Genomic DNA, 11,217 nt, shown 5'->3' with positions numbered 1-11,217 from the left:
ATCATGGCCGGTTCAATCGATCTTTCGGTCGGTTCAATTGTTGCACTGGCGGCATTGGCAGCCGCATTGACAGCTGACAGCCTTGGCGCCGCGGCGATCATTCCCGCCATTGCCGTCGGTGCTGTTGCCGGATTGATCAACGGCGTTCTCCTGGCCAAAGGCAAGGTGCCGTCCTTCATCGCAACCATGGGAGCGATGGTGGTCTATCGCGGCATCGTGCTGCTTTTTACACGTGGCGCTCCTGTCTCGATCGAGGATGAGCAATTCCTTGATGTCTATACCAATCGGACTTTGGGCATTCCGCACTCCGTGATCGTTGGCCTGGTGCTGATGGTTGTCGCGTATGGCATCATCAACAGGACGGTGTTCGGGCGCGAGGTTCGCGCCATAGGCGGTGGGGAACGTGTCGCCATTCTAACGGGCATTCAGGTCGCGCGCGTGAAAATCTATATGTATGTGCTTCTCGGTGCCTTGTGCGGCATTGCCGGCTTGCTACAAGCCGCGCGCGCCATGGCCGCCACCGCCCAACTCGGGGAGGGGCTTGAACTGGACGTCATAGCCGCGGTGGTCGTCGGCGGAACACCATTGACTGGAGGCGTAGGCAGTGTTGTCGGTACCATGCTGGGTGTTTTGATCATCACTCTGCTTTCCAACGGCATGAACATGGCCGGTGTCGATCCGTACCTTCAGAATATCGTCAAGGGTACGGTTTTGGTCTGCGCCGTATTCGTGACCATTGATCGCAAGAAGATCGGCATCATCAAGTGAGCGTCGACCTGCGGTTGGGCGAGATCTCGCGCCTTTCTGATCTTCGTGCACTCGACGTTGTATCTCCAGTCTGCTGGCGAACTCGCTGCTGGTCGCCGTCCGTCGCTCTCCCAGCCACGTACGCCATGGTGCGGTTGAAGGGTGGCGGTCGCTTCCTGCCGGCTTTCACGCAGGCGACCTACGTGGCGTAAGCGGTTCGCCCAATTTGACTCAAGAAGCTGATTCAGCATTTGCTGACCATATTCATTTTGAAACGAATGGCAGCTTTGCGCCTCCGTTCGCTAATTCGGGATGCCTTTGCCACTACCCAAAGGCAGACGTCACCCGAAAGCCGTTCCCTCTGGGTAAAAAAGCCGCGTTACCTCTTTGGCCAGCTCATGGGTTCCGACAGCGCCTGCATAACGTGGAGCTCAAAAGCGCCGGGCGCGTGGCTTGCCTCGGCCAACTGCCGGGCATCCCACTCTCGGACAATGCTGCCCTCGGCCAGAAGCACCGCGCGGTTGCAAAGGCCGGGAACGGCTTCCACGATATGGGTGGAGATGATGACCGCGTGGCTGCCCCCTCAGTGCGATGGCACGGATGATGCGCTTGACCTCAAAGGCGGCGAGCGGATCGAGGCCATTCAGGGATTCGTCGAAGATGAGCAGCGGTGGCGCGCCGAGCAATGCGGCGGCAATGGCAATCTTGGCCTGCGTGCCAAGCGAATATTCGGCAATCGGCCGTTCGAGCCAGCGCCTCAGCCCCAATCTCTCGACAACTTCGACGCCAGGCCAGTCATTCTCCGTACAGCCACGGATCGACGCGACGAGCTGGAGATATTGCCGCCCGGTGAGCGCTGCCGGCAGTTCAGGCGGATCGATGGCCAGACCGAAGCCGGCCTTGGCGGGCTCCGGCGCGCTGGCGAGATCGCGGCCGTCGATCGCCACACTTCCCTGGAGCAGCCGGATCTGACCGGTGATCGCCTTCAGCAAGGTGGATTTTCCTGAGCTGTTTGCGCCGAGCAGGCCAAGGATGTCACCCCGATCGAGCGTCATCCCGATGCCGGCGACAACTGGTCGGCCCCCATAGCCGGCGCCGAGCCCGCGAACCGCGAGTATCTCGACAGGATCGACACTGCTATCCATGGCGATATCTCCGTTGCGCCCGGTGCCACAGGAACAGGACAAGGGCGGCAAAGCCGATCAGCACCGTGCGCCCATATTCGAGCGACTCGTAGCTGGTGTAGGCGATGGCGCCGAGGAAGCTCAGCGCGGCGACGAATGGCGCGGTCATGAAATAGGCGGCAAACACCGCATAGGCGCCGTTCAGCGCCAGCAGCCAGAAGCCGCTAGCGAGCGGCATCGCCCAGGCCGAGGCTCAGCCGCCAAGGCAGCAACGGCCGGCAGGAGAAAGTAGGCGACCGACAATTGCAGGGGCAGCCGCGCCAGGCGCAGCCAGGCCCTGGTGAAGCCGAGCGGAGCCGTGCGCAGCACTGGCGAGTCCAGCGGATGGAAGCGCGCGCTCAGCATGAAGACGAGAAGGCCGCCGGTCAGGCCGGCCATGGCCGCCGGCACGGCATCGTGACGAACGAAGCTGATGGAGGCAGCAACAACCGTCGCGAAACCAAACAGGATGGCTGCTCCCACCAGCCGCCACGAAAGTACTATGCGGCCGGCGGGTAGATCCCAGGCCCAGCTGGAGAGCCACGCCGGTGTCGAACGATCGACGGCACCTAGCAAGGGCCGGCGCCCGTCCGGATCCCTTGCCAGATCGGCAGTGTCGGCGTTGACCAGGTCGCGCGCGCTCCGCAGGCACAGGACGGCTGTCGCACAGAAGCTGGCGCCAAACAGGATCGCGGCGCCGAGACCCCAGGTCGGTGCCAGTGGTTTTGCAATGACGAGACAGCCAAGGCCTACTGCTGCTGCGACGATGAAAACAATGGGGACGCCCAGCGCACACGCCGCCACCGCCGCCATGCGCCGGCGCTCCCGAAGCGACAGCGGCAAAGCCTTCAGGAAAGGCGCGAAGGCGCGCGACAGGCAAAGCCTGGCGAGCGCGTTGCCAGCGAAGCCGCCAAGAATGAGAAGCGCGCTCGGCAAACCAAGCAGCCACAGCGCCTGCTCCTGCCGCAGCGTGGCCGCCCCGGCCTGCAACGCGACAACGACGTCGGCCATGGCGTAGGCAAAAAGGGCCCAGCCACCAAGCCCGATCCAGGCAAGGTCGCGGCGGCGCATCGAGCGCAAGCCAGCCGAGAGTTCGCGTCGGAGCAAGGTCAGGACAAGCCCGTCGTGCCGCATTGTTCCATCTTCGTGATCGGGCCTCAAAGCCGGTTGGATATCGACATAGGTCGGTGACGATTGTGCCGCCAGTAGGGCCGTAGCGGCTCAGCCTCCCACAGAGGTTTGGCGGTTACATTCTTCAGCGCCATCAGGAGATAGCCCTGCATCGTCGCCTGAAGGCTGGTCGTGGCGGTGCGCACCCCGCCGTCGCGTCCTTCACCGCCGCTTCGTCAAAGGGTTTGGCTGTTTGTGCCGCCGCCACAATGGTGCCCGCGGCACGCAGTTCGCGCAGTGCCTGGAAGGTGCGAGCGCCGTTGTCGCGCAGCACGCCACGGAACTCCTTCCTTACCTCGGGCGGATAAGTGCTGGCAATCTCCGACAACAGCACGCGCGCGCCGCGCCCTTGCGCAGGCCGTGCAAGGCATAGCCGAGCAGGAAGAAGTTGACCCCGAGCGAAAGGGCGAGCACCACCAGCGTCGCCGTCCATATCCGGGAACGCTTCAAAGCGAGCCCTCCTCTGCCGGATCATCCGGGACACGCCATAAGCCAGCGACGATCCCGACGCCAGCGCCAGAAGCTCCATATCGGACGGATCGTCCTGCAGCCGCGCCGCCTGGTAGCCTGCCAGCGTCGCCGCTATGAGCGCGGCAGCAGCGCAGGCGGCAAACCCGGCCCGACTCAAGAGCAGGCGCGGCAGGAAGGACGGCCGGCTCGAACCGGCTTCGATGCGGGCTAGCACCTTGCGCGCCAGCGCCTGATCGTCTCCCTCGGCCAGCGCCGCCTCGAGCACGAGACGGTCGAGCGCGGCATCCGGATCGTCATTCCGCTCCGCCGCCATCAAGGCCAGCGCCTGCTGGCGGAAAGGCGCCGGCCATGTTTCGACGGTATCGAGGTCGACTTGCCGCAGCCGGACGGTCCGACGAGGATGACGAACTCACCGGACGCGATGTCGACAGATACGTCGTGGATAACCTTCGCCTTGCCAAGGGCTCTCTCGACGCCCGATATGGTGACCGCACTCATTAGTGTTTTCCTCAGAAAGAGACCTTGTCGCCACCCTTGAGCTGCAAAATTTGCCGCGCCTCGTCAGGGGTGGCCACCGAGGCACCGAGCCCCTCAATGATCTGGCGGACCTTCTTCACCTGCTCGGCGTTGGATTTCGCCAGCTGGCCCTTGCCGATCCACAGCGAGTCCTCAAGCCCGACGCGCACATTGCCTCCAAGCGCAATCGCCTGGGTGGCGATCGGCAGTTGGCTTCGGCCCGCGCCCAGCACCGACCAGTGGTAGTCCCGCCCAAACAGGCGGTCGGCGGTGCGCTTCATATGCGCGACATCCTCCGGATGGGTGCCGATGCCGCCAAGGATACCGAACACGCTCTGGACAAAGAACGGCGCCTTGACCAGGCCGCGCTCGACGAAATGGGCGAGCGTATAGAGATGGCCGATGTCGTAACACTCGATTTCGAAACGGGTGCCGTTCTCCGCACAGGTGCGCAATATGTGCTCGATATCGCCAAAGGTGTTGCGGAAGATGCGGTCGCGCGAGCCTTCGAGATATGGAAGCTCCCAATCATGTTCGAAGGTCTTGAAGCGCTCCAGCATCGGATAGAGGCCGAAATTCATCGAGCCCATGTTGAGCGAGGCGACTTCCGGCGCAAAGGTCGCCGCCGGCTTGACCCGCTCCTCGACGCTCATCGTCGCGGCGCCGCCGGTGGTGATGTTGATCACGCAGTCCGAGCGCTGCTTGATCACCCTGAGGAAGGGCGCGAAGGCCTCGGTCGACTGGTCGGGACGGCCATCGACGGGGTTGCGCGCATGCAGATGGACGATGGCAGCGCCGGCCTCCGCCGCGCCGATCGCGGCCTCGGCGATGTCTTGTGCGCTCACCGGCAGATGCGGCGACATTGACGGCGTGTGGATCGAGCCGGTGACCGCGCAGGTGATGATGATCTTGTTCTGGTTCGCCACTTGAAACAATCCTCGTTACTGACAGTGCCTTATTTCACCGCACCCTGAGTGATGCCGGAGATGAACTGCTTCGACAGAACGATGTAGAGCAGCGTGATCGGCAACGCCGCCAGCGTCAGCCCGGTGAATAGCACGCCCCAGTCGGTGGTGAATTCGCCGACGAAGACGGTGAGGCCCTGCGGCAGCGTCTTGAGATTGTCGGAGGTGATCAGCACCAGCGGGAAGAAGAAGTCGTTCCAGATGGGCACGGCGTTCTGGATTGCGACGATGACGAGCGCCGGGCGCGCCAGCGGCAGCATGATCGATCGCATGATGCGAAATTCGCTGGCGCCGTCCATGCGCGCCGACTCTTCCAGTTCGCGCGGCAAAGTCCGGAGGAAGCCGGTCATGATGAACACCGCCGAGGGAATGCCCATGGCGACATAGACCAGCACCAGGCCGGCATAGCTGTCGACCAGCCTCAGCGAATCCAGCTGGATGAACAGCGGAATGATCGCCAGTTTCAGCGGCACGGTCATGCCGCTGAGGAAAAACATCAGCACCAGCGCGCTCAGCCTGAACTGGTAGCGGGCAATCGCATAGGCGGCCATGGTGCTGAACAGAAGGATCAGCGCCACCGCGGCCATGGTGATGCCGACGGAATTGGCGAGGTAGCGCACGAAATTGGTTTCGCTCCACACCCGCTCGGCATTGGCCAGCGAGAAGTGCGCCGGCAGGGCGAAGGGCGAGCTGAAGATCTCGGCATTGGTCTTGAAGGACGACATCACCATGACGAACAGCGGATAGATCATGATGACGGCATTGACCGCCAGCATCAGCTGGATGGCGCCGTTCTTCAACAGCTCGCCGGGTTCCCTGGTGCCGTTTGTTTCGCTCACAGTTCGATCTCACGACGGCGCAGATAGCGAAGCGCGATAGCGGTGACGCCGGCAACGATGATGAACATCATCACGGCCAGTGCGCTACCCTGGCCGAAATCCTGGATGCCGGTCGTCGTCGAGCCGAAGGCGGTGCGGTAGAAATAGAGGCCGAGCACGTCGGTGGCGCCGCCGGGCGAACCGGTAAGGCCGGCCATCACATACGGAATTTCGAACCAGTTGAAGCTGCCGATGAAGGTCAGGATGGTGACGATGGTGACGCTGGGCGCTATCAGCGGCCACACGATCTTGGTCATCAGCACATAGTCGCCGGCGCCGTCGAGACGGGCGGCCTCGATCACGTCCTTGCTGACGCGCTGCATGCCGGCCAAAAGCACCAGGGTCGGGAAGCCCAGCCAGTGCCAGACATTGGCGAACAGGACGCTGCCGAGTGCGGTGTGTTCGTTGCCGAGCCACGGGATGGCGCTGATGCCGACCAGCGCCAGCGTCTGGTTCACCAGACCGAACAGCGGGTGCAGAAACAGTTTCCACAGGAAGCCGACGATGACCGCCGACAGCACGACGGGAAGAAAGACGATGACCTGGTGGATGCGGTGGCCGGGCAGTGCCTTCAGCAAGGCGTAGGCGAGCAGGAAGGCGGTGCCGTTCTCGAACACCATCAGCGCCACGAAGGCGATGATGTTGTGCTTCAGCGCATTGTAGGTCCAGTCGCTGTAAGGCTGTTCAAACAGCACCTTGCGGAAGTTTTCAAAGCCGATGAATCCGGTCGGCTGCAAGCCGTTGAACTCATAGAAGGCAAGGCGGAAGGCCGACAGCAGCGGCCAGAGCACGAACAACACCATGACCACCAGGGCCGGTGTCAGCAGGGACGCGATCCAGAGTGACCGGCGCCACGGAAAGGCTTTTGTGGTGTGGCGCCGGCCGATGTTCATGTCACTTGCCCTGGAAAGGCTTGTACCATTTGGCGAGGCCGCTGGTCAGGTCGGCGGCGAGCTGGTCCGGGGTGATCGAACCCGACATCATCTTGGTGATGTCGCCCTGCAGCAGCTCCGATCCCGTCGGCTTCTCGAAACGGAAGTAGACGACATTGATATGCGGCATGGCAGTTTCGTTCAACTTGGCGACATGGGCGAGAAGCTCGTCCTTGATGACGACGCCCTTGATCGGCGAGATGTTGCCGAGCAGAGCGGAGAACTTGTCGCCGAACTCCTTGGTGCCCATCCAGTTGACCAGCTTCAGCGCGGCCTCCTTGTTGGCCGACTTGGCGTTGACGGCATAGCCGCCATCGAAGAACTTGGTCACCTGCGGTGTGTCGCCGGCCTTGGCCATTGGCGGGGCGACAAAGTCCATGTTGATGGCCGGGTTCTGGGTGCGGTAGCTGGCGATATCGAAGCTGCCGCCGGCCAGCATCGCCGCCTTGCCGCTGATGAACAGCTGGCCGGCGGTGTCGTAGTCGATGCCTTCGAAGCCGGGCGGCATGTAGTCGCGCAGTTCGAGCAGCATGCCGAGCGCCGCAACATAGCGCGGGTCCTTGAAGGTGGTCTTGCCCGACGTCAGGTCCCTGACAAAGTCCTGGCCGAGGAACGGGTTGGTGAAGATGGCCACGAACATCTCGTTGAACCAGCTGGTGCCCATGCCGTTGGCCAGGGGGTAAATACCCTTGTCCTTCAGCGCCTTGCTGACGGTTATGAACTCATCCCATGTGGTCGGCGGCGTCAGCCCGGCCTTGGTGAAGACGTCCTTGTTGATGAACAGGCCGAGCGTCTGCGAGGCGAAGGGCAGGGAATAGACCTTCTTGTCGGCGCGGTAGGTGCCGGCCACCAGCGCATCGGCGGGCTGGTTGGCGAGTGAAGGCACCGTGGTCAGATCCTGCGGCTCGAAATAGCCAGCCTTGACGAACTGCTCCAGCCAGCCATAGGCGTGGGTGTGGATGACGTCGCCGCCCTTGCCGGCGGCCAGCGCCGTCGAGACAATCGTCGGATAGTTCTCATCCGGGAACGACTCGAACTTCACATGAATGTCCGGGTTGGCCTTGGCGAAATCCGCGAAAAGTTCATTGTAGGCAGCCTTGTCTTCCTGGCGCCAGGTCCAGAACGAGATGTCGGTTGCATGTGCCACGCTGGCTGCGAGTCCCCATGCGAAAGACGCGGCCGCGAGGGCCAGACCAATCTTTCTCCTGCTCATGTTGCAATCTCCCAATGCGCTTGATGCGCTTTTTACGACCATTATCAAATCATAGTTCTTGCCGTCTGGAAAGATAGTTTGTAAAGTTTCCTAACTAATAAGGATCTGGACGCGGCAACCCGCTTCGTCCGGCGTGTGCGGTGGATAACGGTGACCCAGAAAATCATTGCAGGCGTGGATATCGGCGGCACCAAGACGCGGATCATGGCGTGCCAGGGCGAGCGTACGATCGCCGACGAGGTGCTGGTGACGGAGACCTGGCGCATCCGCCAGATGGAAACCGATGCCACGACGCTGGCTGGGATCGTCGCGGGATTGTGCGGCGGGGTCGCGCCCGCTGTGCTGGCCGTTGGCGCGCATGGTTGCGACACGGGTGAACAATGCCTTCGCTTCCAGGCGCTGCTGGCAAGCAGGACCGGTGGTGCGGTGCAGGTGGTCAACGATGCCGAGCTGATGGTTCCTGCCGCTGGCTATATCGACGGCATCGGCGTCGTCTCCGGCACAGGCTCGATCGCGGTGGCACGCACGGCCGATGGCAAGATGCTGGCAGCCGGTGGCTGGGGCTGGATCCTTGGCGACGAGGGCAGCGCGCCGGCATTGGTGCGCGAGGCGGCGAAAGCAGTCCGGCACAGCCTCGACCGGGGCCAGGATGGTGACCCGCTGATTGCCGGGCTGATGCGCGAACTGGGTACAGACGACCAGACCAAGCTTGGCATCCTGCTCAACGAAACGCGTGGTGCTGCGGTCTGGGGCCGCTATGCCAATGCCGTATTCGACGCGGCGATCGCCCGCTCGGCTCTGGCTATCCGTGTTATCAGCGAAGGCGGGGCAGGGTTGGCCGCATTGGTCGCACTCTTGATCGAACGCGGCGCCAATCCCGCCCTTGTCGTGGCTGGCGGCGGGGTCATCTCGGAGCAGCCGATGTTGATGACGGCATTCGTCGAGGCCATGGCAAAGGTCTCGCCGTCGAGCCAGGTGCTGCTGCTGCGCGAGCCGCCGGTGCTGGGTGCGGTCGCCTTGGCGAGACGACTGCTGGTCGGTCAGGGCCAATCTTTGGGAATTGGAGCGGTTTGAATGATGAAGCGTATCGGCTATCGCCCGGCGGTGGCGCGCCAGACGGAAAGTCTCGAAATCGGCCGGCGTTCGGTGGCCTCGTCGCTTGACGACCTCGATCTCCGCGCTTTTGCCGGCAAGACGATCGGGCTTGCCGGCATCGGCGCCAGCTATCAGGCAGCGCTGGCCGGTGCGCTTTATCTGCGCGCCTCCGGTATCAAGGCTTTTGCCTATACGCCGACCGATCTCTATGGCCGGACGGATGCAGCCGCCGATGCGTTCATCGCGCTGTCGGCCTCCGGGCAGAGCCGCGAAATCTACGACGTCATGCGCGAGGCGTCGGGCGCGCCGCGCCTGGCGGTCTGCCGTGGCAGCGGCAATCCGCTGGCTGATCTGACTGGTGCTGTGCTTGCCACGGATTCTGGCGCCGACAATGGCGCAAGCTCCACCGGCTATACCGGGACCTTGCTGGCGCTTGGCATGCTGATCGGCAGGCTTGCCGGCAACAGCTTCGATTGGGCGCGTTTGCCTGCCGCCGCAGCCGCCGTTCTTTCCGGCGCGACGCAAGCTGCTGGGCAGGCGGCACGGCTGCTGCAGGGCAGAACATCCATCGACATCGTTGGCGCCGGCGTCGGCTTCGCCAATGCCGGCGAGGCGGCGATGCTGATCCGCGAGGCGGTGAGGGTGCCGGCATCCGGATGGGATACGCTGAACTACCTGCACGGACCGATGGAATCGCAAGATGCGGCGACCGGACTCATTTGCATCGGTGATGGCCGCGAGGTGAAGATCGCGCAGGATGTTGCGGCCTTCGGTTGTCACTCGGTGCTGGTGACACGGCGCGTCGATGTCGCTGCCGCCGACAGGCTAGTGGTGATTTCCATCCCGGCACTCGGCAACGACATGGCCGATGCCATACTGGAGATCATCGCCATCCAGCTCATTGTCGGCGACATGCAGGACGCCGCCGGCCTCGCCGACATTACGTTCCGCTACCGCCAGACCGACACCAAGCTGAAGCCGTGGTCGCCGACCGAGGTGTAGCCTGTCCTGTTCGCGCATTTTCCGCTGCGTTCGACCTTCGGTTTGAGATCCTGCTTGCGGAAATTGCCAAACTGCCCGGCAATGAGGCATTCAGGGGAACATGCATGCGCCTTTGAGTCGTGCTGGTGATTTTGCGCGCGGCCAATAGGATTTTCAGGGCAAAAGGTCGAACGGCTGAGATGGCGGCTGCGGAAATCCCCAATCTGACCGAGAGCGCCCGCGCCGTGCTTCGTGTGCTCGCCGCGCATGGGCCGGTGACCCGGCCGAAACTCGGCGCCATGCTCGACCTGTCGAAACCGACCATGTCGGCGGCGGTGTCGGAACTGAGCGCCTTGGGTCTTGTGGCGTCGCGCGGACTGGAGCGTGGCGCCATCGGCCGCACGGCGACGGTCTACGGCATCGGTCCCGGCGCGGGCTACGCGATCGGCATCGATGTCGGCGCCGCCCAGGTGCGTGCCGTCGCCTATTCGATGGACGCGCAGAAGCTGGCGTCGGCGGAAGAACCGATCCCGGAAACGATAGCCGGCGATGCCGACGCGGTCGGCGCTGTCGTGCTGTCGGTGGCGCGTGCCACAATGGCCAAGGTGGCCAAGAGTTTTCGCGCGCTGCGTGCCATTGCGGTGGCGGTGCCGCGCATCGTCTCCAACGATCGTTTTGACCGGCCCGGCGGGCCGTCCGCCGTGCTTGGCCTGCTGCGGCGCAGTGTCAAAGTGCCGATCATCCTGGAAAACAACGTCAATTGCGCGGCCATCGGCGAGATGCACTTTGGCGCCGCGCAAGGCCACCAGACCTTCGCCTTTCTGCAGGTTGGCGTGCGGGTCGGCCTCGGCCTCATCACCGAAGGGCGTTTGTTTCGCGGAGCCGGCGGTGCTGCCGGCGAAATCGGCCGCATGCCGTTTCCGTGGTCGGCCAGCGAGACGCCCTATCGTGAAGGGCTCGAACATTATCTCGGCTCGCGGGCGCTGATCGAGCGCTGTCGTGTCGACTGGCCCGCTGGGGAAGGCGCGCCGCCCGACTCGGCCAAGGATCTGTTCGCGCGTGCTCTGGAGGGCTCAGCGTCGGCGG

12 protein-coding genes and 1 pseudogene are annotated in these 11,217 nt (G+C 63.4%); 4 read left to right on the top strand and 9 right to left on the bottom strand.

What is annotated here, in order from left to right; translation table 11 throughout:
* Nucleotides 1–768, top strand: a 768-nt coding sequence (locus EN984_RS08180) for an ABC transporter permease (protein ID WP_164765405.1), incomplete at its 5' end; no start/stop codon positions are given.
* 410 nt (nucleotides 769–1,178) lie between these two features.
* On the opposite strand, the gene EN984_RS08175 is transcribed toward EN984_RS08180, so the two are convergent.
* The 9 genes and pseudogenes from EN984_RS08175 to EN984_RS08135 all read right to left on the bottom strand — a co-directional run bounded on the left by EN984_RS08175 (nucleotide 1,179) and on the right by EN984_RS08135 (nucleotide 7,989).
* Entirely contained in the window at nucleotides 1,179–1,892 is a 714-nt protein-coding gene (locus EN984_RS08175) for an ABC transporter ATP-binding protein (RefSeq protein WP_236382661.1), read from the bottom strand.
* Nucleotides 1,885–2,109 carry a hypothetical protein gene (locus EN984_RS38665; protein ID WP_236382662.1) on the bottom strand — a complete coding sequence of 75 codons (225 nt, stop codon included), beginning with the start codon at nucleotides 2,107–2,109 and terminating at the stop codon, nucleotides 1,885–1,887. The genes EN984_RS08175 and EN984_RS38665 overlap by 8 nt, the downstream gene beginning before the upstream one ends.
* Complete coding sequence (locus EN984_RS08170) at nucleotides 2,073–3,044, bottom strand: hypothetical protein (RefSeq protein ID WP_236382664.1); 972 nt, start codon at nucleotides 3,042–3,044, stop codon at nucleotides 2,073–2,075. The genes EN984_RS38665 and EN984_RS08170 overlap by 37 nt, the downstream gene beginning before the upstream one ends.
* 130 nt (nucleotides 3,045–3,174) lie before the next feature.
* On the bottom strand, nucleotides 3,175–3,864 hold the full coding sequence (locus tag EN984_RS38660) for a hypothetical protein (RefSeq protein ID WP_245456826.1): 690 nt from the start codon (nucleotides 3,862–3,864) through the stop codon (nucleotides 3,175–3,177).
* Nucleotides 3,865–3,911: 47 nt separating this feature from the next.
* A pseudogene (locus tag EN984_RS08155) lies at nucleotides 3,912–4,049 on the bottom strand (ATP-binding cassette domain-containing protein); the annotation flags it as partial.
* Between the two features lie 11 nt (nucleotides 4,050–4,060).
* Complete coding sequence (locus tag EN984_RS08150; RefSeq protein ID WP_127270835.1) at nucleotides 4,061–4,993, bottom strand: 3-keto-5-aminohexanoate cleavage protein; 933 nt, start codon at nucleotides 4,991–4,993, stop codon at nucleotides 4,061–4,063.
* A 29-nt stretch (nucleotides 4,994–5,022) separates the two neighbouring features.
* The gene (locus EN984_RS08145) at nucleotides 5,023–5,871 is read right to left on the bottom strand and encodes a carbohydrate ABC transporter permease (protein ID WP_127272221.1); all 849 of its coding nucleotides are present in this window, start codon (nucleotides 5,869–5,871) and stop codon (nucleotides 5,023–5,025) included.
* Nucleotides 5,868–6,803: a sugar ABC transporter permease gene (locus EN984_RS08140; protein WP_127272222.1), complete on the bottom strand. Its 936-nt coding sequence runs from the start codon at nucleotides 6,801–6,803 to the stop codon at nucleotides 5,868–5,870. Before EN984_RS08140 ends, EN984_RS08145 begins: the two co-directional genes overlap by 4 nt.
* A 1-nt stretch (nucleotide 6,804) precedes the next feature.
* Nucleotides 6,805–7,989, bottom strand: a complete 1,185-nt coding sequence (locus EN984_RS08135; protein ID WP_245465224.1) for an extracellular solute-binding protein — start codon at nucleotides 7,987–7,989, stop codon at nucleotides 6,805–6,807.
* Nucleotides 7,990–8,205: 216 nt separating this feature from the next.
* On the opposite strand from EN984_RS08135, the gene EN984_RS08130 reads away from it, so the two are divergent.
* From EN984_RS08130 to EN984_RS08120, 3 genes are all read left to right on the top strand, one after another.
* Nucleotides 8,206–9,129: a BadF/BadG/BcrA/BcrD ATPase family protein gene (locus EN984_RS08130; protein ID WP_236382668.1), complete on the top strand. Its 924-nt coding sequence runs from the start codon at nucleotides 8,206–8,208 to the stop codon at nucleotides 9,127–9,129.
* The gene (locus EN984_RS08125) at nucleotides 9,130–10,152 is read left to right on the top strand and encodes an SIS domain-containing protein (protein ID WP_127269593.1); all 1,023 of its coding nucleotides are present in this window, start codon (nucleotides 9,130–9,132) and stop codon (nucleotides 10,150–10,152) included. It begins immediately after the preceding gene.
* Between the two features lie 179 nt (nucleotides 10,153–10,331).
* The coding region (locus EN984_RS08120; protein ID WP_164765404.1) for an ROK family transcriptional regulator at nucleotides 10,332–11,217 on the top strand (886 nt) is incomplete at its 3' end.

Source organism: Mesorhizobium sp. M7A.F.Ca.CA.004.12.1.1 (assembly GCF_003997835.1).
Lineage (GTDB): Bacteria > Pseudomonadota > Alphaproteobacteria > Rhizobiales > Rhizobiaceae > Mesorhizobium.
This window is presented reverse-complemented; position numbering and strand designations above follow the sequence as displayed.

What these genes read in the sequence shown, in the direction of transcription:
- EN984_RS38665 (WP_236382662.1), bottom strand. Translation starts at nt 2,109, where the DNA reads ATGCCGCTCGCTAGCGGCTTCTGGCTGCTGGCGCTGAACGGCGCCTAT.
- EN984_RS08125 (WP_127269593.1), top strand. Translation starts at nt 9,130, where the DNA reads ATGATGAAGCGTATCGGCTATCGCCCGGCGGTGGCGCGCCAGACGGAA.
- EN984_RS38660 (WP_245456826.1), bottom strand. Translation starts at nt 3,864, where the DNA reads ATGGCGGCGGAGCGGAATGACGATCCGGATGCCGCGCTCGACCGTCTC.
- EN984_RS08175 (WP_236382661.1), bottom strand. Translation starts at nt 1,892, where the DNA reads ATGGATAGCAGTGTCGATCCTGTCGAGATACTCGCGGTTCGCGGGCTC.
- EN984_RS08140 (WP_127272222.1), bottom strand. Translation starts at nt 6,803, where the DNA reads ATGAACATCGGCCGGCGCCACACCACAAAAGCCTTTCCGTGGCGCCGG.
- EN984_RS08170 (WP_236382664.1), bottom strand. Translation starts at nt 3,044, where the DNA reads ATGCGGCACGACGGGCTTGTCCTGACCTTGCTCCGACGCGAACTCTCG.